This is a genomic window from Paenibacillus sp. FSL W8-0919, from assembly GCF_038003785.1.
Lineage (GTDB): Bacteria > Bacillota > Bacilli > Paenibacillales > Paenibacillaceae > Paenibacillus_AQ > Paenibacillus_AQ lactis.
The window spans coordinates 2,775,962-2,797,935 of the sequence record NZ_JBBOPV010000001.1 but is presented as its reverse complement, the minus strand read 5'-3'; the positions used below and the strand labels follow the sequence as shown (position 1 = coordinate 2,797,935).

23 protein-coding genes are annotated in these 21,974 nt (G+C 51.7%); 9 read left to right on the top strand and 14 right to left on the bottom strand.

The features are described from left to right. Positions 1 to 141: 141 nt before the first annotated feature. A complete protein-coding gene (locus tag NST44_RS12525; RefSeq protein WP_007127464.1) occupies positions 142 to 576 on the bottom strand; it encodes a carboxymuconolactone decarboxylase family protein in 435 nt (144 codons plus the stop codon). Between the two features lie 95 nt (positions 577 to 671). Between NST44_RS12525 and NST44_RS12520 the strand changes: the two genes are divergently transcribed. Next, positions 672 to 1,127: an Lrp/AsnC family transcriptional regulator gene (locus NST44_RS12520; RefSeq protein ID WP_007127463.1), complete on the top strand. Its 456-nt coding sequence runs from the start codon at positions 672 to 674 to the stop codon at positions 1,125 to 1,127. Between the two features lie 119 nt (positions 1,128 to 1,246). Here the strand turns inward: NST44_RS12520 and NST44_RS12515 are convergent, their stop codons facing one another. The 8 genes from NST44_RS12515 to NST44_RS12480 all read right to left on the bottom strand — a co-directional run bounded on the left by NST44_RS12515 (position 1,247) and on the right by NST44_RS12480 (position 11,318). Next, entirely contained in the window at positions 1,247 to 2,176 is a 930-nt protein-coding gene (locus tag NST44_RS12515) for a dihydrodipicolinate synthase family protein (RefSeq protein WP_007127462.1), read from the bottom strand. A gap of 45 nt (positions 2,177 to 2,221) precedes the next feature. Further along, a complete protein-coding gene (locus tag NST44_RS12510) occupies positions 2,222 to 3,190 on the bottom strand; it encodes a phosphoglycerate dehydrogenase (protein WP_007127461.1) in 969 nt (322 codons plus the stop codon). Next, positions 3,190 to 4,017 (bottom strand): carbohydrate ABC transporter permease, encoded by an 828-nt coding sequence (locus tag NST44_RS12505; RefSeq protein ID WP_007127460.1) that lies wholly within the window; start codon positions 4,015 to 4,017, stop codon positions 3,190 to 3,192. The genes NST44_RS12510 and NST44_RS12505 overlap by 1 nt, the downstream gene beginning before the upstream one ends. Before the next feature lie 13 nt (positions 4,018 to 4,030). Beyond that, entirely contained in the window at positions 4,031 to 4,957 is a 927-nt protein-coding gene (locus NST44_RS12500) for a carbohydrate ABC transporter permease (protein WP_007127459.1), read from the bottom strand. 143 nt (positions 4,958 to 5,100) lie between these two features. Beyond that, entirely contained in the window at positions 5,101 to 6,420 is a 1,320-nt protein-coding gene (locus NST44_RS12495) for an ABC transporter substrate-binding protein (RefSeq protein WP_340899672.1), read from the bottom strand. 214 nt (positions 6,421 to 6,634) lie between these two features. After that, the gene (locus NST44_RS12490; RefSeq protein WP_340899671.1) at positions 6,635 to 8,278 is read right to left on the bottom strand and encodes a response regulator; all 1,644 of its coding nucleotides are present in this window, start codon (positions 8,276 to 8,278) and stop codon (positions 6,635 to 6,637) included. Continuing rightward, a complete protein-coding gene (locus NST44_RS12485) occupies positions 8,263 to 9,993 on the bottom strand; it encodes a sensor histidine kinase (RefSeq protein WP_340899670.1) in 1,731 nt (576 codons plus the stop codon). Before NST44_RS12485 ends, NST44_RS12490 begins: the two co-directional genes overlap by 16 nt. Before the next feature lie 32 nt (positions 9,994 to 10,025). Continuing rightward, complete coding sequence (locus tag NST44_RS12480) at positions 10,026 to 11,318, bottom strand: ABC transporter substrate-binding protein (protein WP_340899668.1); 1,293 nt, start codon at positions 11,316 to 11,318, stop codon at positions 10,026 to 10,028. A 378-nt stretch (positions 11,319 to 11,696) separates the two neighbouring features. On the opposite strand from NST44_RS12480, the gene NST44_RS12475 reads away from it, so the two are divergent. Continuing rightward, positions 11,697 to 12,620 (top strand): S66 peptidase family protein, encoded by a 924-nt coding sequence (locus tag NST44_RS12475; protein WP_340899667.1) that lies wholly within the window; start codon positions 11,697 to 11,699, stop codon positions 12,618 to 12,620. A gap of 84 nt (positions 12,621 to 12,704) precedes the next feature. Here the strand turns inward: NST44_RS12475 and NST44_RS12470 are convergent, their stop codons facing one another. The 3 genes from NST44_RS12470 to NST44_RS12460 form a co-directional block, all read right to left on the bottom strand. Next, on the bottom strand, positions 12,705 to 13,142 hold the full coding sequence (locus NST44_RS12470; RefSeq protein ID WP_340899666.1) for a DnaJ family domain-containing protein: 438 nt from the start codon (positions 13,140 to 13,142) through the stop codon (positions 12,705 to 12,707). Positions 13,143 to 13,157: 15 nt separating this feature from the next. Beyond that, the gene (locus NST44_RS12465) at positions 13,158 to 13,748 is read right to left on the bottom strand and encodes a hypothetical protein (protein ID WP_340899665.1); all 591 of its coding nucleotides are present in this window, start codon (positions 13,746 to 13,748) and stop codon (positions 13,158 to 13,160) included. 226 nt (positions 13,749 to 13,974) lie between these two features. Beyond that, a complete protein-coding gene (locus NST44_RS12460) occupies positions 13,975 to 14,766 on the bottom strand; it encodes an ArsR/SmtB family transcription factor (protein ID WP_340899664.1) in 792 nt (263 codons plus the stop codon). 195 nt (positions 14,767 to 14,961) lie between these two features. Here NST44_RS12460 and NST44_RS12455 point away from each other — a divergent pair, with 195 nt between their 5' ends. From NST44_RS12455 to NST44_RS12440, 4 genes are all read left to right on the top strand, one after another. Next, a complete protein-coding gene (locus NST44_RS12455) occupies positions 14,962 to 15,630 on the top strand; it encodes an NADPH-dependent FMN reductase (protein WP_007127447.1) in 669 nt (222 codons plus the stop codon). Positions 15,631 to 15,689: 59 nt separating this feature from the next. Continuing rightward, positions 15,690 to 16,865, top strand: coding sequence for an SGNH/GDSL hydrolase family protein (locus NST44_RS12450; RefSeq protein ID WP_340899663.1), 1,176 nt, complete (start codon positions 15,690 to 15,692; stop codon positions 16,863 to 16,865). A 15-nt stretch (positions 16,866 to 16,880) separates the two neighbouring features. Next, complete coding sequence (locus NST44_RS12445; RefSeq protein WP_340899662.1) at positions 16,881 to 17,225, top strand: ester cyclase; 345 nt, start codon at positions 16,881 to 16,883, stop codon at positions 17,223 to 17,225. A 65-nt stretch (positions 17,226 to 17,290) separates the two neighbouring features. Continuing rightward, on the top strand, positions 17,291 to 17,692 hold the full coding sequence (locus NST44_RS12440; RefSeq protein ID WP_340899661.1) for an ester cyclase: 402 nt from the start codon (positions 17,291 to 17,293) through the stop codon (positions 17,690 to 17,692). Between the two features lie 163 nt (positions 17,693 to 17,855). On the opposite strand, the gene NST44_RS12435 is transcribed toward NST44_RS12440, so the two are convergent. Then, the gene (locus NST44_RS12435; protein ID WP_007127443.1) at positions 17,856 to 18,467 is read right to left on the bottom strand and encodes a TetR/AcrR family transcriptional regulator; all 612 of its coding nucleotides are present in this window, start codon (positions 18,465 to 18,467) and stop codon (positions 17,856 to 17,858) included. A gap of 353 nt (positions 18,468 to 18,820) precedes the next feature. Between NST44_RS12435 and NST44_RS12430 the strand changes: the two genes are divergently transcribed. Together NST44_RS12430 and NST44_RS12425 are read left to right on the top strand one after the other, a co-directional pair. After that, a complete protein-coding gene (locus NST44_RS12430; protein ID WP_007127442.1) occupies positions 18,821 to 19,453 on the top strand; it encodes a nitroreductase family protein in 633 nt (210 codons plus the stop codon). Positions 19,454 to 19,456: 3 nt separating this feature from the next. Then, on the top strand, positions 19,457 to 19,921 hold the full coding sequence (locus tag NST44_RS12425; RefSeq protein ID WP_340899660.1) for a VOC family protein: 465 nt from the start codon (positions 19,457 to 19,459) through the stop codon (positions 19,919 to 19,921). Between the two features lie 180 nt (positions 19,922 to 20,101). Here NST44_RS12425 and sigZ read toward each other — a convergent pair whose 3' ends face one another. Beyond that, positions 20,102 to 20,782: an RNA polymerase sigma factor SigZ gene (sigZ, locus tag NST44_RS12420; RefSeq protein WP_340899659.1), complete on the bottom strand. Its 681-nt coding sequence runs from the start codon at positions 20,780 to 20,782 to the stop codon at positions 20,102 to 20,104. Positions 20,783 to 20,937: 155 nt separating this feature from the next. Between sigZ and NST44_RS12415 the strand changes: the two genes are divergently transcribed. After that, positions 20,938 to 21,957 (top strand): aldo/keto reductase, encoded by a 1,020-nt coding sequence (locus NST44_RS12415; RefSeq protein ID WP_340899658.1) that lies wholly within the window; start codon positions 20,938 to 20,940, stop codon positions 21,955 to 21,957. Positions 21,958 to 21,974: the final 17 nt, after the last annotated feature.

Genomic DNA, 21,974 nt, shown 5'->3' with positions numbered 1-21,974 from the left:
CAGCAGATCAGGCCGTTATGAACGTACGGCTCCGAGCTGCTGATCTTTTTTTCGCTGAGATGTTGCCAGCGCTTTCTGTAGAAGAAAGCTGCTCATATCGGGTGACAGCTAGATCCAAAGCCCTTGGCTGTTAGGGTTATTTCAGGGCTGCAGATCCATCACCGCCCCGAACGTTTGGGAAGCAGTGGTAAAGCACACGAAGGAGCATAGCTCCGCGATCTCAGGCTCCGAAAATTCACTTCTTAACACGTTGAATGTATTCTGATTGATGGAGTCGCGGTGGTTTAGAAATAAATCCGCGAAAGCCACCGCCAAGCTGATTCTGGAATCTTCGTGGCTGATTGACGGCTTACCTTTCGCTTGACAGTATTTACACCCGTTCCCGAAAGCAAGCGTACGGCGAACTTGTTCTTTTAATTCTTGGCTTAATCGGCCGCTGCGGTAAAAAGCTTCCTCCAGCTCCACCCACTGTGCTCGAATATCTTCATTATGACCCAGCAGTTGTTGAAATGGCGTATCCCCTGACTTGGAGTAAGAAATTCTCGCCAAGGTCATCCCCTCCTTCCACTTCTCCATTATAAAGGCTTACCCCCTCGAGTTCCTTTACAATTGAAATCATTCATGTATGATAAACTAACAAATACAACATAATTTATGAAATGAGGTTTCATATGAAATTCGACGACATTGATCTCTCCATTCTGGATGAGCTCTCGCGGGATTCCAGACTGTCCATGCGGGAGCTTGGCAAGAAAGTAAATCTCTCCCCTCCATCCGTAACGGAGCGGGTGCGCCGGCTTGAGAGCGAAGGCGTCATTACCGGGTACACCATCGGGATCGACCGGAAAAAGCTTGGATTTGGGCTTGAGTGCATCATGGAGGTCACCGTAAGAAACGGGGATTTTGAGAAATTCAAGGCATTTGCCCAAGCACATCCCCGCGTGCTGGGATGCTGGCGAACAGCGGGGCGGGCCTGTTTTTTCGTCAGGATCTGCGCGGCGGACTTGGGGGAAATCGAGGCGTTCGTGAACAGCATCGCGAGCTATACCTCTCCTTCGACCCATATCGTTTTTTCCGAGGTGAATATCGTTACCAGCCTAAAAGAGCAGCTCTCAACTCCATCGTGATGCTCGACCTGTTCCCCTTCCTCTACCTCCTCCCTCTGTGCCTCTGCTTATTGAAAGAGCTCGCAGCCGCCCCCTAATGAGGCGGTCGCGAGCCGGTCCTTGCTTGCAAAATCCAAGCCTTATGATGAAATCGGAAACTTTTGGGCATACCGCTTGGACAGCCGGTGCAGCTGCTCGACCTCCAAGCGTTGGGTGGCGCTGAACTCCTCATGGTTTTTCGAGCGGCAGCGATAGTTCGTCAGCACGCCTTCGAGCATAAGATAATACTTCGCGTTCACGGGATAAAGCTGTCGTTCGATGAAGGAGGCGACGCTGAGGAAATCGGACAGCTCCTCCGCCTCCTCCGGCCGGCTCTCCCAATTCCGGAACAACCACGTATACAGCTCCGGATGGAAATTGGCCATCACGCCGCTGAAACCGAAGGCCCCGAGCCGGTAGCTGCCGAGAAGCGTCGCCGTATTGGCGTTGAAGATTTTCAAGCTTCCTCCCTGAACCGCCTTGAGCTTGTCCCCGATCAGCTGCAGATCGCAGCTCACATCCTTGATGAACCGGAAGCGTCCGGTATCCGAGCATTTCTTCAGCATCTCCGGCGTCAGCAGACGACGGTACGGGGCCGGACACTCATACAACCCGAGAGGTACGTGTTCCGGAATGCGCGCGAGCAGCTTATCGAGATTCGCCAGCCACACATCATCGGACTCATCGGGACCTGCGAGCCGATTCGTGATCAAGACGACGGCGTCGACACCGGTTTCCGCGATGGCGTTCAGCTCCGCGACTTGGTCTTCAAAGTCATCGGATACATGCCCCGATGCAATCACCGGCACCCGGCCGGCGGTCTTCGCTTTGACGAAGGCGGCGATCAGTACGCGCTCCTCCAGGGTCAAGGTATACATTTCGCTGGATTGACACACGGCAAACAGGCCGTCGGCCCCCCGCTCGATATACCAGTCGATAAGCCGCTCCAGGGCCTCGTAATCCACTTCGTTCTGCTCCGTAAACGGCGTTAGCATAACCGGCCAGTTGCCGTTGGTAATGTTCTGATACATAGGCGTCCCCTCCTCATTAGGTTCGCATCGTTTATGCGTGATTGATTACGCTCTCGGCGTCAACAAATGCTGCGGCTCGCGTCCTTCGAATATATCCAGCAGCGCCTGCGCGGTAACCATGCTGACCCGCTCATACGTCTCGTACGTCTCGGCCGCGGTATGCGGCGTCGTGATGAGATTACGGGTCCGCAGGATCGGATTGTCGGCGGATACCGGCTCGGCCTCATAGACATCGATGGCTGCCCCGGCGATGGCGCCCGATGTGAGCGCCCTGGCGAGCGCCTGCTCGTCCACGACGGCTCCCCTGGCCGTATTGATGAACACTGCCGAAGACTTCATCATGGAGAAAGCCCCGTCATTCATAATATGGTACGTCTCGTTCAGGCTGGGCAAATGCATGCTGACGATATCGCTGTCCGTCAGCACTTGCTCGAAGGTTGTCAGCTTCACGCCATACTCCTCCGCCTTGGCTGCATCCGGATATTTATCGTACGCGATAAGCTCGACATCGAAACCTCTAAGCTTCTTGGCGGTCAGCTGGGCGATATTTCCGAATCCAAGGAGACCGACCGTCCCGCCGGCAAGCTCGGAGCCGACAAACCGGTCCCAGCCGCCGTTCTTCGTGGATTGGTCAAGCAGCGGAATGCTCCGGCGCACGGCAATCATGAGGCCGACCGCCAGCTCGGCTACCGCATTGGCATTGCCTCTCGGAACATTCGTGACCTGGATGCCGTACTTTCGCGCCGCTTCAAGGTCGATATTGTCCACGCCGACGCCGAAGCGGGCGATCCCTTTAAGCTGCGGCGCCAGCTTGAACACGTCCTCGTTCCAGGTGTCCACGCCGGCAATGACGCCGTCGACCGAGCCTACCACCTCCTTCAGCTCCCCGAACGTCAGTGGACGTCCATAGGGGTTCTCTATGATCTCGCAGCCATTATCCAGCAGCAGCTGCTTGGCATTCGCGCACAGCCTGGAGTAATTCGTAGCGGTGACCAGCACTTTTTTCCCTTTCATTATTTAACCCCTCCTACCGTCATCCCGCTAACCATATATTTGGATGTAAACAGGTACATGATGATGACCGGAATCGATGCGACGATAGAGCCTCCCATCAGCGGTCCCCAAGCGAAGACGTCGCCCACGATCATGTCCGACAGCCCCAGCGTGATCGTTTTGTCCGCGCCTTTGGTGACGACGACCAGGGCGTACAGATACTCGCTCCAGCACAGCGTGAACGAAAAGATAAAGGTAGCCGCAATGCCCGGCGCCGATAGCGGAAAGATGATTTTGGTCATGGTGCTGATTCGGGAACACCCGTCGATCATGGCCGCTTCCTCGATCTCGTCCGGAATGGACTTGAAGTAGGAGATCAGCATCCATGTAGCGTACGGAATCGTAATCGTCGGGTAGATCAGCATGAGCCCGTATATGGAATTGTTGATGCCGATGGCCGTCACCAGCATATACAGCGGAATGAACAGAACCGCTCTTGGCATCAGGTACGCGTACAGGATGCTCTTGGAGATGAAGCTTCTCCCTCTGAACTTGAGCTTGGAGATCGCATATGCGGCCAGCATGCTGACCACGATCGAAAATACGGACACGATCAGCGAGACGAGCAGGCTGTTTTTGATATTCGTCATGAAGCCCTTTTCGTTGATCAGCCTGTCATAGGCGGTTCCAAGGAACTCCTTCGGCCAAAACGTAGGCGTCATGGAATAGATCTCTCCATTGGACTTGAAGGACGTAATGACCATCCAATATAAAGGAAAGAGCGCGAACAAGAGCAGCAGGGCGAGTGTGGCATATACCGTGATCTGCTTGCCAAGCGTATTTTTCATCAAAAATCACTCCTTACTTGTCGGACGCCAGCGAACGCTTGGTCACATAGTTGATCAGCATGATCAAAGGCGGCAGCGTAATGACGGATATCGCAATCGCTTTGCCGAGGCTCATGTTCAGGAATCCTACGGTATAGCTGAGCGTGGACAGAACCTGCGTGCCGTTGTCCGGGCCGCCCCGCGTGAGAAGCCAGATGATCTCGAAGTCGTTCAGCGTCCAGATCGTCGTGATGACGGAGGACAGGATGGTCACTTCTTTAACCGAAGGCAGCGTCATGTAGAAGAAGCGCTTGATCGCTCCAGCCCCGTCCAGCATGGCGGCTTCGTACATTTCCTTGGACACCGTCTGCAGGCCCGCCAGTATGGCGATGCCCATGAACGGAATGCCTCGCCAGACGTTGACCAGAATGACCGAGAACATGGCGAGATCCGGTGTGGCCAGCCAGCCGACGGGACTATCGATGAGCCCTGTCTTTAGGAGCAGCGCATTCAGTACGCCGCCGACGTCGGAATAGATCCACTGCCAGGTAAACACGGAGACGATCGTCGGGATCGTCCACGGGAGAAAGAGCATCACCCTGAAAAAGTTGCGGGCAACGATATTCTCGTTGAGCACAAGCGCCATGATCATGCCGAATACCGCCTTCAAAATAACCGCGACAAGCGTAAAGACCAGCGTGTTCCAGACCGCCTTCCAAAACACGGAATCAGCAAGCAGCTCCGCATAGTTCCGCAAGCCGACGAACGTTTCGGGAACCCCGACCACCTTATTCGTCAAGCTGAGATAAACCGCCCAGCCGAATGGAATCGCCATGACGGCCAGCAAATAGATCAGCACCGGGCTCATGAGCAGGTAGGCCAGCCAGCTGCCGCTCTTGCTTCTCTCCCTTCCGGATGCCGGAAGAGTTCCCGGCGTCGTTTGAACCTCCAAGCTTTTCATGGATAGCACCTTCTTTCTGTTGCCTCAAGTGACGCCGCAGCCCTGACAAGCCTTAGAGCTTAGGCCGGGCTACGAAGCCTGATGTTGTGTGAATATCTAGCGTCTGGCGGCGCTTACTTGGTGATATCTAGCGCGCCTGTCGCTTACTTGGCATATACCGCCTCGATCTTGGCCTGCAGCTCTTCCACTGCTTGCTGGGCCGTAAAGCCGGAATCGAGGAGCATTTTTTGGAATACGTCGTTGACATAACGGAGGTTGTAAATCTCTCCAGCCTTCGGATTATACACCCCCGGGTATCCGAGGAAGGCGAAATGAGCGATGGAGTCGACGAATCCCTTGTTCTTCTCCTCCTGCCATACCGCTTCGGCTGCCAGCTCCTTATAGATCGGACCGGTCAACGGAGCCCCGTTCTCCACCCACGTGCCGTACCATGATTTATCCGTCATATATTCGATGAAGGATTTCGCCAGGTCTTTGTTCTTGGATGCCTTGAATATGCCCAGATTGTTGCTGATCCCAGGCACAACGGCTCCTTTCGGTCCTGCCGGCAGCATGGCGATGCCCGTATTCTCATACAATTCAGGATTGTCGTTCTTGATGGTTGCCGCCAGGCTGCCGACGTTAAAGATCATGGCCGATTGGCCGCTTAAATACGATTTGTTATTACCGCTGTCATCCCAACCGATGGAGCTTGGCGGAGTCACCTTGTCCTCAATGAAAATGTCCCTGATCAGTTGTACCGCTTGCAGGGTTTCAGGCGTATTGACGACCACGGTCTTGCCGTCCTCGGTATCAAGCGATCCCCCATGGGACCAAATTATCGCCCGGGTCAGCCATTCGGCGTCCGAATTGCCCTTGCCGTATCCAAGCCCGGCCCCGTAGATGCCCTTCGAAGGATCCGTAAGCGCCTTTGCCATTTCGCGGAATTCCTCCCACGTTGCCGGCGGCTCGCTGAACCCTGCGGCTTGCAGCATGTCCTTGCGGTAGTACAGCGCCGTCGACTCGGTCCAGAGCGGTACCCCGTACAGCTTGTCCTCAAAGGTTACGGATGCTTTCAGACTGTCTTGAATCTCCCCGTTTGCTTTCTCTACCTTTCCGACAAGATCGGTCACATCCTCCAGAACATCCTTGGCATAGAATTGTCCGACCTCCTGATATCCGAAAAAGGAAACGTCCGGCGTTGTCCCCGATTCAATCGCTGCCGACCATTTCGGGTAGAAATCCTCGTACGCGATAAACTCCACGTTCACGTTCACATTATGTTCTTCTCCGAACTGTTGTGCTCTCTCCTGAATCATCTGGTTCTGCTCTTCGAACATCTGCTTCTTCATCCAGAAGGTCAGGGTTTCCTTGCCCGGATCGGCATTCCCCGAGCTGCTGCCTCCCGTTCCCCCTGCGCCGCATCCTGCCGTCAAAATCAGGGCCAAAACGGCCGTTATCCATCGAATCGTGCTCTTCTTCATCTCATCATTCACCCCTCGTATATAGTGGAATGCCTTTACACCATTCATTGTAAGCGCTTAATGGACAGGGTTAAATGATAGAGGCTTAACATCGGCTCTCCTTCCTTAACACGATGCCGGGCAAGCGGCTGCAGCAGCCGGCGCACATAAAAAAACCCGCTTCCAGCAATAACAAACCGCTGAAAACGGACGGTATACGGGCGAGAGCCTGGAGTTACGGCTTCCCGGCCTCCAGGTTGTTTCGGTACTCCTGGGGCGTTACGGAATAGTATTTCTTAAACACCCGGATGAAATAATTCGGATTCTGGTAGCCCAGCTTCAAGGCAATTTCGAAGTTTTTCAAGGAATGGTCGGCAAGCATCTCCGCTGCTTGCTCCATCTTCAGTCGGAGCACATAATCGCTCAGATTCGACCCGGTCTCCATCTTAAACAGACGCGACACATGCACCGGATGCATGTACATATGATCCGCAATCGCCTGCAGGGAAATATCCTCGGACAGGTGTTCCCGGATGAACCGTTTCATCCGGGACACGGCTGCACTCCGGTCACTTCGGGTCGCGCGCTCGGCGCTTTGCTCCAGAAGCGGCAGCACCTGGTTTACCCACTTGCCGAGCGTGGCCGCGTTCGTGCATTGGGATAGTCCCGTCACGTCCGCAAGGGATGCTCCCAGGTAATCGCTCAAGCTGCGTCCGTTCTTATGCGCATAAGCGCTCAGGGAGGAATAAATGAAGAAAAAGGCTTCGGTAACATGCTCCTGGGATTGGCTGTGCGCGAGCGACAGCTCCTTCAGGATCTGCTCCAGCTTGTCCCTGACCAGCTCCCAGCTGCCGGACTCCAGCAGATGATGCAGCAGCGGCGGCTCATAGCATTTTTGCAAGGAACGTACCGGATGGAGCTCCTCCTCGTCCGCGGCGTACACGAACATATCGCTGTGGCTGCCGATGTGGCGGCGCAGCGCCAGTAGGCTGTCCTGGTACAGCTTGCGGACATCCTCCGGAAAGCGGCCCCGCCTGCCGATCAGCACGGAAATCGTTCCTTTCAGATAACGGCTGACGTTCATTTGCAGCTGCGACGCGCAGTGCTTTAGCTCGTATTCCGGGGCAGTATCGGGCGGACGCTCCTCCTTCGGATCATGGCTGTCAAAAACAAAAAATACAAGGTACCCGTGAATGTCCCGGCACCGCCATAAACGAAACCGGTCGCCGAAAATTTCGTCGGCCATATTGCCGATGGCATACTCCATAACCGAGGAGTCGTACGGACTCATCTCCGTCAGCCGGTCCTCCATCCGGACCAGCATCAGGGCTGCTTCGCTGCAGATCGCGGAGCTCATCTCAAGCAGCTCCAATTTCTTGGTCCATACGTCCTCCGGGGAGTTCATGCCCTGCAGCAGCTGATTCAGAAATTCGCTGCGCATTTGGGGCAGATTGGCGCGGAAGGCCTGAACCGCCCGGTTATAGGTTTCGTCCGACTCCCGCTCCAGCCGCAGCGATTCCACCGCCTTCCCTACTTTAGCCAGGACGACTTCGTCGCTAACGGGCTTCAGCAAATACTCGGAAGTGCCAAGCGAAATGGCTTCCCTCGCGTAAGCAAACTCGGCATGCCCGGACAACAGAATCGTTTTAAGCTTCTTCCACCTCGTTCTCGTTATTTCAATAAGCTCGAGACCGCTCATCCGCGGCATTTTGATGTCGGATATCATAATGTCCACCGGCTGCGTCTGCAGGATTTCCAATGCTTCGAAGCCGGAGTAAGCTTTGTGCACTTCGTCAATCCCGATTCGGTCCCAGGGAATCGTATGCGCCAGCCCCTCGACCACGCTGGCCTCATCATCAACGATCAGCAATTTATACATGCGGATTCCTCCCTTTCCAGATCCGGATCGTTCCAGCATAATTCAACCCGCAGCCCGCCGGACGGCGATTCCGAGAAGGACAGTCCGGATGTTTTGCCGTAACGGGTGACCAGTCTCTGCTGGATGTTCCACAGACCGAACCCTCCGCGCTCGTGGAGCGGCTCCTCGATCTGCCGCCGCAGCTTAGCCAGAATGGCGCGGTCCAAGCCATCGCCGTTATTGTCGATCACGATTTTGCACAGGCTCCCCTCGATCTCACCGTGAATGTGAATGAATGCAAAATCCAATTGATCCTCCACGCCATGAATAACGGCATTTTCTACGATAGGCTGGAGCAGGAGACGCGGAATCTCAAGCTGCTGCATATTTTCGGGAATCTCGATCTCGAAGGTTAATCGCTGAAGACGAAGCATCTGAATGGTTAAATAATTTTCCACCAGCTTGACCTCCTCTTCAAGCGGCGCGGTCGGTTTCTCCAACCGGGTCGTATAGCGGTAATAATCCCCGAGGTTCAGGGCCATGGCTACAACGGCTTCCTTCTCGCCGAGATTCGCCATATTTTTGATATAGAACAAGCAATTGTACAGAAAGTGGGGATTGATTTGCGATTGGAGCTGCTTAAGCGTCGCTTCCTTGGACCGCAGGCTCTCCTTGTATACCCGTTCGATCAGATCCTCGATTTGCTCGGCCATATTATTGAAGGCGTGAAACAGATACATGAATTCATTCTTCGGCGCATCCTGCAGACGGGTCATATATTGACCGTCCCGGATCCTTCGAACCGCATGCAGCAGCCGGGAAATCGGGCGCTGAACGTTACGGTACAGCAGCAAAGTCAGCAGCAAGACGAGAACGAGCAGAAGCGATACGGAAATGTAAAAGAGGGTGCTGCTCAAGGTAATGGGAGAATACACGCTGTCCAGCCGGACAAAATCAACCAGATACCAGCCCAGGCTGCCGGACCGGACGTAATTCATGACGTATTTGCCCTTCCCCGACTGCACGATTCGGCTGCCTTGGTCTCCGAGCTGCATGTCCCTTAAAGCATCTGCAGCTAGCTGAACGGTCTCGCTTACCGATGTGCTGCTTGCAATGACAGGTTTGCCGGGCGCGTACAGAAACGGCTCGCTGTCCCCATCCTGCTTCAATCGGTTCAGCATATTGATTACATTCTGGTCGGTAAACCGGATCTCCACGACCAGCTCCTTCGAGGAAGCCGGCGTTCTCATCCAGCTGAAATAGGCCTGGCCTTGCGAATCGTGATGATAGGACCAGACCTGCATACGGGCTTGGGCCAAGTACTCGGCATCATACCTGGCCGACAGATCCGTCGTGAGCAATTCCTGATACTTCGTGAGGTACATCAGAATTTGACTGTCCCAGCTGCTCGTCGCTATCTGCATATTCAGCATGTCCATAATCCGCTGCTGGCTGTCGATTCGCTGCATCGGGGTACTACGGGGACGCTCCGCCAAATAACTTTTGATCCCGTCGTCGCTGCTTGCGATCACCGAATATTTCGTCAGCTGGTCGACCATGGTGTCCATTTGGCTCATGAAAAATGTCAATCGATTGTGCTGCCCCACCTCCACGGTCGATCGGACCACGTTAATGCTGACCTGATGGGAATAGGCATACAGCAGAATCGTCGGGATCACCAAGACCGCCAGCAAGGTGGTCAGCTTTGCAAATGTACTTGTTCTTAACCGCTTCATCGATCATCCCCCCGTTGTCAGAGCAAGCTGCTCTACTTCTCGCTGTCGATCAGCTCTTGCAATTGAACGTTCGCGGATTCGGCCGCTGCTTCGATGTCCTCCCCGACCAATCCCTTCACGACAATGCTGCCGATGATGTCCCGCGCTTCCTTCACATGAATGACCTTCGGGCGGTCATAGCTCATTCCGATCGGAATCGATTCATTAATGATCGGGATCAGTCCTTCCGGAAAGCCGGAGATGCCTTCCTCGTCACGCCAGAGCGAGCTTCTCGCTCCCGGGTTTCCGATCTTCTGGGCTTGCAGCACCATCTCTCTCCCTGAAGCCCACTCGATGAATGCCCATGCGGCTTCCTTGCGCGGCGAGTTCGCATTCATCGCGATGCCCCAAGCGGTGGTGCTGTAGGGCTTGCGGCCCGCGTCGCCTGCAGGAAACATCGCATACCCGATGTTCTCCTTATTCAGCCCCGATTGCGATAGCAGGGAGTATATCGCGCTGGCATCGGTAAAGAATGCTGCCTTCCCTTGGGCGAACAAATCCGCGGATTGCGGCCAGCTGAAGTTGATTGCATCGGGAGGCCCATAATTCCGGAGCAGATTCACATACCGCTTCATTCCCTTAAGCGCTTCTTCCGTATTTAGCGCAGCCTGATCCTCGTTCAGAAAATTCCCGCCTTCGGAATATATGAAGGAGGAGAGCTGAGTGACGAGAGCGCTTCGCTGCCCTCTTGCAACAAAGCCGTAGACGCCATGCTCGGGATCATGCAACTGCTTGACTGCTTCTTCCAGCTCGTCCAACGTTTGCGGCACCTCGATTCCCTTCTTTTCCAGCAAATCCTTCCGATAGAATAGAATCTGCTGCTCAGTCGACAGCGGGACGGCAAGCAGCTTGCCCTCAACCGTCACCGATTCCAGCGCCGTGCCGGAAAAATCGGCAAAATCATAGCGGGGGTCTGAAACAGCATACGATTCCAAGGGTGCAAGCCAGTCATTGCTTTCATACAGGCTAAGCTCCTCCAGCGGCCGGATCATAAATACATCGGGACTCTCGCTGCCTACCGTCATTTGAACGAACATTTTTTGGCTGAGCTGCTCATTGGTCAACGCTTGAAAATCCACCTGGATGCCCGTCTTCTCCTCGAATTCCGGAAGATGGGCGCGGAGGATGTCCGCCACCGGATTTTTGGCCATATACGCGGTGATCCGCACAGGGTCCATCGGCCGCTCTGATTCGGCAATCCGGCTGTCAATGCCGCTGCATCCCGCTGCCAGCATCATCAATGCGGCCATCCATAACACGCTGCAGAAACGTCTTGCTAGTTTCATAATCCCCCTCCGTTCAGTCATGTCATAAATCGATATTAAAGCGTTTACAAGCAGGAGAACACTGAAAAAATTTAACATATGGTATCTATATTTAACGTTTTTTATAATCCTCCTGTATCTTTCGGCCATTGGCGGGAAACGCCTGCGCTTCGCGCCATCAGCGCGCTCTGGCCATGCTTTGCAGCTTGGGAGCTGGCAGATTTTTTGCAAAGAAAACCGCCCCTTCGCTAAACCTCAGTGGCTTCCAACCATTCCGAAAGAGCGGTTTCTTTGTTCGGCAAAGCTCTATAGTAGTAATGTGCGGTCGATCTTTCCAATATAATCTAGAAGCACTCAAGACATTGGCTTCTTCTATGTTCAAAGGAGGAAGATAAGGATATGCCGATACGTCCGCCAATATTGCAGCGGGGCGATACCGTGGGGATCGTGACCTTAGGCAGCCCGCTCGCGGCTAACATCATTGATGCACGGATCGATTTTCTGAGAGCACTCGGGTTCAATGTCGTGTTGGGCCAGTATGTATATGCGCAAAACGGGTTTCTTGCCGGTACGGACGAACAGCGGGCATCCGATTTGATGATGATGTTCCAGAGCGAGCAGGTTAAAATGATCCTGCCCACAAGAGGCGGCACCGGGGTAGCCGGAATCCTTCCCTACCTTGATTATGGCGTGATTCGGAATAACCCGAAAATCATTACAGGCTACAGCGACATAACGGTATTGTTAAATACGCTGCATCAGCTTGTGGATTTGATCACCTTCCATAGCCTTCTGCTGATTGACTTCAAACCCGATACGCCCTCCTATAATTTTGACCAGTTTTTTGCCGCGACGTCCCTATATTCATTATCCCGTCCGATTCAGAATCCGCCGGGCATGCCGCTGGTGAGCCGGATTCCGGGGAATGTTACGGGACCGCTCATTGGCGGTAACCTGACATCCTTTGTAGACACGTTAGGGACCCCCTTCGAAATCGATACGCGCGGTAAAATTCTCGTCCTTGAAGAAACGCATGAGCCTACCAATACGGTCTATAGATACTTGAATGATTTGAAGCTGGCCGGAAAATTCCGCGATTGCATTGGCATCATTACAGGGGAATGTACGGGCTGTCAGGCTGCATACGGCAAGTCCTATCAGGATATCATCGACGAATTCATCGTACCGCTCGGTAAGCCGCTGATCACAAACCTCGCGACAGGTCATGGCCTATATAAAGCCGCTTTGCCGATTGGCGCCATGGTTAATCTGGATTCAGTCAATAATACCATCACGGTGGTTGAGCCTACCGTCAGTGTATAAAATTAACGGATCCATTCATCATCAAGAGCTTCATCGAAATACAAAAGAGACCTTGAGCTCGTGGCTTAAGGTCTCTTGGCCGTGTTACTCCCATTTATCCAAGGCTGCATGCAAATTGGCTGCCGACAGCAGCCCTTTTTGCAGCTGTGAATTCGGAACCGTCCGGTTGTACTTAATAATTTTTTGATTAATGGCCTCATACTCTGACTCTGAAATCATGCTCGGGTCTGAACGGTCCACAAGCCGCTTGATGTCGGCAGCGATTTCTTTTCTCAGCTCAATCCAGGCGGGCTGGTAATTCGCGTTCTTCATGATCCCTGTCAGAACATCCCCGTCTTCGATCTTGATGGGTTTTCCCTTCAAGGGTAAATCGTCAAATCCGCCTTCCCGGGCAAACCTGTCGATGGCTGATTCCAGAAGCGAGCTGCTGGTCGACATTTGGCGCCGTTCGTCTTCTTTATTTTGATCTTCTTCAGGTTCAGGGTCAGCTGCTGATTTTGTGAGGTCAACATTCCGGTCCATTTCGTCACCTCCGTTTTACATATCAGGGAAATAAATTCTTTGCTTCGATGAAATATCAAAGATTTTATACGCTCCCTTGCCATCCTGATTAATATGAAGCTCATAGTCATTCTTTTCGTAAAAGAAAGGCTGTTCGTCCTTGGGAACCTCTTTAAAGAATACTTTATCCGTGACCGTCGCTTTGTAAATGAAGCCGCCTTCCTCCTTGGGTTCAACGGATTCTTTCTCGATCGTATCGATTTCGGCCTTGCTGTGCTCCTTCACGTCATCCGGGTGATAATTCTTCAAGCCGTTGTATCTCGGATGGTCCTGCATGGATATATCGAACAGAACATTCAAGTACCCTTCCTGAAATGCTTCAGGAGTCGTGAATTTATAGTAATCTACGATGTACCTTGTTATGAGTTCTCTTCCGGCCGCGATCCTTGGATCAAGGTCGTTATCTTCCGGCTTCTGCGGATCCTTCTCGTTTTCTGCCGGTTTCATTTGCTCGTTGCTTTGGACTTCCGGCTCCGAAACCGGCTTTCCGGAAGCATTGCATGCCGCTAACAAGGCCAACAGGAAGAAGAGTGAGACCGACATGAATACCAGCTTCTTTTTTCTCATTCTGTGTTCCCTCCACCATGCCATGCAGAATTATCCAAAATATAACATGCTGCAAATGAAATTACCAGTTTGTTTTACGACATAGCAAAAAAACCGCCAAACCTTCGAGAATCCTCGAGTCTAGCGGGTTTTTCATAATGTACAAACTGCGGTTGAAGTCCCTGGCGGCATCGCTGCAAGAGACGGGTCCTCCAGAATTATCAGCCAGAAGGCTGGGACCCCGATTTTATCGATCTTCGGCAGAACCGGAATGGTTCTCTTGAACGAGCATCTCCCCGGTTTCAAGCAAAGTTTTCAAGCCTGAAAGCACAACAGGCAATCCGTTCTCCAGAATTTTTGCAGTGCTTACCGCTTGTTCGAATTGATCATGCACAACCGTGACAAGGGTTACGCCCTGAAGCTCCGCATGTGCACCGATCTCCCAAGTAATTTGCGATGCGGAGTCGTTCTCCGTACCGGGAAATGAAATAAAACGCCAGCTCATCACGAGCTTATGAGGAGGGTCTATCTCCAGGATGACCCCTTCCGCTTTCTTCTCTTCGCCGTTCCATAACTCAAATGAAGATTCAACTTCCCACGTAGATCGAATGGCGCAATTGAACCAAAATTTCGATGTTTTGACAGGGTCCGTAAGAGCTTGCCACACCTGCTCAGGCTTTGCCTTAATCGCTATCCGGTGGATATGTTGTGGTTTGTTTTCCAAAATTAATTCACGCTCCAATTCATTTTGAAGAGATGACAATCCGATTGCCCAAGGTTCGGTGAACTTGGTGACCCATCGTTCGTAGATTTGACGTATAGGGACCGCATTCAAATAATGCAGCTTTTCCCGCCCTGCTTTTCTTGTGGTAATGAGTCCAGCTTCTTCTAGAATATTAAGATGCTTCATGACGCCGAACCTGGACATATCGAGCGGAATGCAAAGATCGTTCAGCGTCTGTCCGTCCGATGCATGAAGCAAATCCAACAGCTTACGGCGGCTGGGATCCGCAAGCGCTTTGAATATGTTATTTTCCAATTGCTACACCTCCTTCTGACGTTATGAAAAAAAAGGGCTTAAATCCACTTGACACGTTACCATTCAGTCACGTATGATGAAGACATAACAAGTGACTTTATAGTCACATATTATCACAAACGGATTTGTTTGTCAGCCGGCGGCATGCAAATCCACTGATCCGAAGTCGACCATTTTAGAAAGGTGATGTTCAACATGAAAGTAACCATGATCGCAGGAAGCAACCGTCATAACGCAACAAGCACGCTCCTTCTCCGTTACATAGAAAGCCTAATGGAGGCTCAGCATGTTTCGGTTACATTTATCGATTTGTCGGAGCTGCAGCTGCCGCTTTTTTCACCGGACAACTGGGATTTTCATCCGAACGTACAGCATATGCTGAAGGCCGTCGCAGATGGGGACGGTTTGATCCTTGCCACCCCGGAATACCACGGCTCCATATCGGGCGCACTCAAGAACGCTTTAGATTATGTAAACGTTAATCAAGTCGCTGGCAAATCGGTGCTTGCCATAAGCTCGGCTGGCGGCCCGCTCGGAGTCAGCTCGCTTACACATCTGCAAGCGATTGTGCGAAATTTGCACGGGATTAATTGTCCCGAGTGGATCTCCATCGGGTATGGATCCAATACATTCGGATCAGACGGCGCTCCGCTGGATGATGGCTTGAGAGACAGGGTTCTCAGCTCAGTCGACCGATTCTTACAGCTGACCAAGCAGCTTACCGCAACAGTCACGATAGCGGCAGCATCAGCGGCAACGACTGCGGCAGCAACAGCTCCATCAGCAGCAGCTGCAGCAGAACCATCAACGATTACAATGGCTGCAACGACACCCGCATCACCCACAGCCGCAGCAGCAAACTAATTTTTTTTCGATAATATGTTACCTAACGGTAACGTTTAGTGAAGGAGGTCAACCTGGCAATGAATGAACAGCAGCATGCTGAGGACCAATGGATCGGCTCTTGGTTCGCGAGTCCAACGTATGAGGATCGAACGGTTGCTGAAGAACGGTTCGAGGATCAAACCTTACGAATGATTGTACATCCGCATGCATTCGGTTCCAAGCTCCGGTTAAAGTTTTCCAATCTCTACGGTTCCGAGCCTGTGCACTTCGGTAAAGTTGCCGCAGCTTTATCCGAAGAGGATGGTCTTATCGTTCCCGGTACCTGTCGGCATGTGACCTTACATGGCCATACAACCATCACCATTCCTGCCGGAGAAGAAATTTATACCGATCCTATCGATCTTCAGCTTCATGAAAATACCGATGTTGCAATCAGCATCTATATTCCGGCATCGACTAGGACCTCAACTTGGCATTTTTCCCCTCCTAGCATCACCTATGTTGCTGAGGGAAACCGAACGGACGACAGCGGCACGGGACATTTTCGGAATAAGATACATTCTTATTATTGGCTATCCGGACTAGAGGTATTGAGCTATGGTGATCCGTTTCGTGTCATTGTTGCTCTTGGAGACTCCATTACGGAAGGAAGCACTTCTACCCCAGGCACGAACCGACGATGGCCGGACTTTTTCCAAGAGCGGCTGGATCGGGAACAAATTGCGCTTCCCGTCTCTGTTCTCAATGCAGGGATCGTCGGGAATCAAATTTTGACAAACGGCCCGGATGCCGGAATGCCCCTTGGCGGAGAGTGCATACTTTCCCGCCTGGAACGCGATGTGTTCTCTCATTGTGGTGTTACGGATGTTATTTTTCTCGCAGGCATTAACGATATTGGGATCGGAAATGCAAGCGCCAACGAGATCATTGCCGGAATGAAGGAAACGGCAGCCAGAGTGCATGAGAAGGGACTTCGCATCTTTGCCGGTACGCTCCCGCCATTTGGGAATGCCCCTTATTACACAAATGAAAAAGAAATCATCCGGCAAGAAGTGAACCGCTGGATCCTCGCCAACGAAGGATTTGACGGCATTATAGACTTTAACGAGGGGCTGGCTGATCCGCAGCATCCCGAACAACTGCTGCCCGCCTATGATTTCGGCGATCATCTTCATCCGAACGATAAGGGATTCCAAGCATTAGCCGATTGCATCCCTTTGTCCCTCTTCGGGATCAATCCAAACCATATCTAAAAAGGAGATGTTTGTATGAGCACGATGGAACAAAAGAATGTAGAGACGATAACCGCTTTTATCGAGGACGTTGCAAATCAGCATGTTTTGGAGAAGACGGATCAATTCTTTGTCCCGCAAATGATTGAGGCGTTCACGGATCGGTGCTTCACTGTGGATGAGATCCTGGTTCAAGGAGAGAAGGTCATCGCAAGAATGTTCATGACAGCGGTGCATGCTGGCCATTTTGCAGGAAACCCTCCTACAGGCAAAACGGTAAAGGCGACTCAATTTCGCGAATTTCGGGTAATCGACGGAAAAATCATCGAACACCACGGCTGGTTTGATACGGCAACACTTTTGCCTCAAATAAAGGCTTAACTTCGGCAGGTTCGAACGACTGTCTTCGTTACGGCAATCTAATTAAGAAAAGGAGATGTTTGGGAATGAAAACGATAGAACAGAGCAATGTGGAATTGGTTGGCGACTTTATCGAGGCATTCTGGAATCGAAGTGAACTGAATTGCGTGGATCGGTTTCTGTCCGACGACTATCAGGAGCTCGCTTACGAATCCAAGGAAGGTCTGAAAAGATTTGCTGCCACGATCCTGGAGGCATTTCCCGATAAACGCTACACGGTGGAACAAATCATTGGTCAAGGGGATAAGGTACTCGTCAGAATGACGGTAAAAGGCACGCACCAAGGCATATTCTTTGGAACTGCGCCTACGGGCAACTCGATTGATGTCACGCTGTACCGTCAATATCGTGTCGAGAACGGCAAGATCACCGAGCATCGCGGCTGGATCGATATGGTGACCATGTGGCACCAGATTCGAGGGAACTGACCCGGACGATTAGTGGCCATGTGGCTCCGGATTCGCGGGAACTGACCCGGATTTAGCTGCTTCGTTCAGATTATTTGTTCTCCCAGGCCTAGCTCGCACATGCAAAACAACCGGTCCGGTCCTGGATCGGTTGTTTGCATGTCTCGAATAGGAGTGACTCCCTTCACTCATTCATAAAGTCATCCTTACCAAAAATCCGCGCACTGATCTTCGTAAGAAATTTTGACCACTTTTCTTGAAATTGCGGGTCAGTAGGCTCGCTTCCAGTCACCATCTTGGTAACATCCCCAAAAATAAGCGGGTACGTAGTCAATGCGCTAATAGCCAAAGTCAAAAGCTCCGGGTCCAAGTCCTCCGGCACAAGACCGGCTTCTTGTTTTGATTTCATATCATCAACGTACGATTGAAGGGCTTCCGTTCTTCTTTTTTTCCTCGAATTCTGCTGCGGCTGTTCTTCAAGTGCTTCCCAAACCGTGAACTTTAAGAAATCCATTCTTGTTTGACAATTCACTTGGAAACGATGCTCCGCAGTATGTACAGGATCTGACGGAAATTGGGTAGTCCACTCCGGCAATTCGACTGTCATTTGATCGAGAACCGCCACTAGCAATTCTTCTTTCCCTTTAAAATAATGATAAATCAATTGCTTCTTCACATCAGCGTTTACCGCGATGGCCTCTATCCTCGCGCCTGTATATCCCTTCTCGAAAAACTCTTTTCTTGCTGCTTCAAGAATCCTCTTTCGGGTACGTTCGGCGTTACGTATCTCCCCCATTATTCAGCACCTCCGCTACAAGCCTATTCATCCTAATGGTAAGTTTTAATTTCCCGAAAGTCAAATTCAATTGAAAATTTAGTCAGTTATACTTGACAACTGTAAAGTTATAACTTACCATTTGGTCAATAGCGCTGAGCTTCCACTTTATGCTAAATGGCTTTTATGAATTCACTTCAAAGAGTCAGCTCGCCTAAGCCTAAGCAGGCGATGTCGCAGCGTCTTCATCATATCGAGAAAGGAGGTTGCTGATCTCACTTACGCAAGCATATGAGCTGCTCAGGAATTTGGTAAGTCAATTGTAAAAGAAGCTAATGAACCGTTTTTCATTCTATTAGAAGAGGTGTTTTGTCATGGCGACAGTAGTTGAAACCAGCGTCATTAAAGTTATGAAAGAGCGCAGCAGCGTACGAAAGTATCAAAGCGGGGTCGGTATTCCACAAAGTACGCTGCATCAGATTCTAGAAGCAGCCGCAACCGCTCCATCGGCTTGGAACCTTCAGCATTGGAAATTCGTCACCATTCAGAATCAAGAAAACAAAGAGCGTTTACTGCCTATCGCCTATCATCAACAACAAGTTGCTGACGCGTCTGCGGTAGTCATTGTACTCGGTGACACGAAAGCGAATGAAAATGCTGAGAACGTGTATGGAGAATCGGTTCGTGCAGGCTTCATGACAGAGGAAGTTAAAAACTCAATCGTCAACGATATAGACAATCATTACAAAAATGCCGGGCATGCTGGGATACATGATGCCATTCGAAACGCCTCTTTTGCAGCGATGCAGCTTATGTTAGCCGCAAAAGCCCATGGAATTGATTCAGGGCCAATGGGAGGATATGATGCAGAAGCTCTAAGAAAAGAATTAAACATTCCCGACCGCTATATTCCGGTATTGATGTTGACTTTAGGCTATGCTGAACAGCCGGCGTATCCAACGAACCGTTTCCCTGTCGATCAAGTTGTTATCCGCGAACGGTTTTGATATATGGATCAGAGCATTCTAGGAACGAACGTCATCACCCAAATCGGATTGCTTGTCAATGACATTGAAGCAACGAGTCAGGTATACGCAGACTTCTTCGGCGTTGATAATCCGGGCTGGTTCTGGTCGGATCGTTTCGCAATCGAAAAAACGGAGTTCCGAGGCATTCCTACTGAGGCACGCGCAAAGCTATCTTTCTTCGACATGGGTTCGCTTCAGCTGGAGCTGATCGAGCCGGATCATCATCCAAGCACATGGCGAGAAAGCTTGGACCGAAACGGGGAAGGCTTTCACCATATCGCATTTATTGTGGAAGGCATGAAGGAGAAAATCAGCATTTTGCAGCGTAATCAAATACCTGTCTTGCAGCATGGGGAAAATGCCCAGGGAGAATACGCGTATGCCTACATGGATACGTTTCCTCAATTGAAGCTGTTGATCGAGCTGCTCGAACAGGATAAAAAGTAGTCACAATCGGATTGGGTTCATATTGAAAAGTTAATCCGATCTAAAAGAGACCCTTAAAGCTAAAAGCTTCAGGGTCTCTTCGCAATTACTGACATATATCATTGGAAGCATAAGTCGATACAACGTTCCATCTCCATCGCCGTATCTTATCGAGGTCTCGATGGTGGTTTCCCTTCTTCATCATCGTTCTATTGAGGACGCCGTCTTTCGTCTCACCGGTTTCTTAGCGACCCGTCCATAGACAATCGGTTTGGACAAATTCACTCGGTAATCAATGATGTTGCCGTACTTGTCGGTCCGTATCGTACAGCAGCTATTCATCAAATCCCGCACCATTTCCCTGCCCCGTTGTACCCTCGATTTTGCACCAGAATAAGAAATGCCGAGCCGCTCGCTCAGCTCCTTCTGCGACAGTCCCTTCAGTTCGGAGAGCTCGACCGCCTCCCGATACTTATCCGGCAGGTAGGGAATGACGCCCTTCATCCCGCAAATCGCCTCCTGCAAGGTATCTTCGTCTTCCTCTTCCATCACGATTGGGATCTGCTCCGGCAGCTCATCCAGCCGTTTCTCCTTGCGGAAATGATCCGCTACCGTATTCCGGGCAATCTGGTACAGCCAGGCTCGCAGCCGGTTCGGATCCTGCAGCTCCGGCAGGTTCCGGTAAGCCTTCATAAATACCGTCTGCACGATATCTTCTGTATCGGGGTGATGATTCGTTCTTCTTGCGACAAAAGCAGCAATCGGCTTATAGTATTGATCCCACAGCATTTCCGGCGTAATTCCCGCCTGGCTCCAGCCTGCCGCTGGCTGTTCGGATTTCCCTGTTTCCTTTTTCGTCTTCCGCACCGGTAATTTTTCCATTATATTTCTTTCCTGCATTCTATCTTCCCCTCCCCTGAATTTTGAGTTTCTGGCGTCTATTCGCATTTATTTTTTAAAAAATTTCCGTATTTTTGCGTCTTTCTTTGTGCATCCCCGTCTCCATCAATATAAAACAAAATTTGGAGGGATAAAAGATGAAATACAATTTGCTGGGAAATACAGGGGTGCTGGTGTCGGAGATCGGACTGGGGGCAATGTCGTTTGGCGGCGGCGGCCAGTGGGGCGTTTTTGGCGGCCTGGGTGATCAGGACGCTGCAAGACTCGTCGGGCAGGCGCTAGATGCGGGTGTCAATTTCTTTGATACCTCCAACATTTACGCCGGCGGTCGTTCAGAGGAAATTCTCGGTAAAGCGCTTGGATCGAAACGGCAAGACGTTATTCTCGCTACGAAGGTGAGAGGACGCACGGGAAGCGGGCCTAACGACCTGGGCTTGTCCAGGCTGCACATTATGCGTCAGGTGGAAGAGAGCCTGAAACGGCTCGGAACCGATTATATCGACCTGTACCAGATCCACAATCCGGACCAGCTGACCGATTGGGAAGAGACGCTGCGCGCGCTGGACGACCTGGTCCGCAGCGGCAAGGTCCGCTACATCGGCTCCTCCAATATGACCGGCTGGGAGCTGATGAAAGCCCGCGGCATTTCCAGAGAACTCGGTCTGCACGCGTTTAAAAGCAGTCAGTCGTATTATTCGCTGGCCGGACGCGAGATTGAAAGAGAGATCATTCCCGTCCTGAAGGATCAGAATATGGGGCTGCTCGTATGGAGCCCGCTGGCCGGCGGATTCCTATCGGGCAAATACGCCCGCGGCCGCAACGGAAATGCGGATGACCGGCACACCAAGTTTGCTTTTCCGCCAGTGGATGTAGACAAATCCTATCACATCATCGATGTGCTGGAAGACATCGCGAAGGATCGCGAGTCCACAGTGGCTCGCATCGCCCTCGCCTGGCTGCTGAACCAGCCTGCGGTAACCAGCGTCATCATCGGTGCCAAGCGGCCGGATCAGCTGCAGGATAACCTGGAGGCGAGCGGCATCGTGCTGACAGCTGACGAGCTCGCCCGGCTTGACGAAGTGAGCAGGCTCCCGGTGGAATACCCAGCGTGGCCGTTCATGGAAGAGGATGATTCGATCATCCGCAAGCATCCCTGAAACCTAAATCAGCCGAT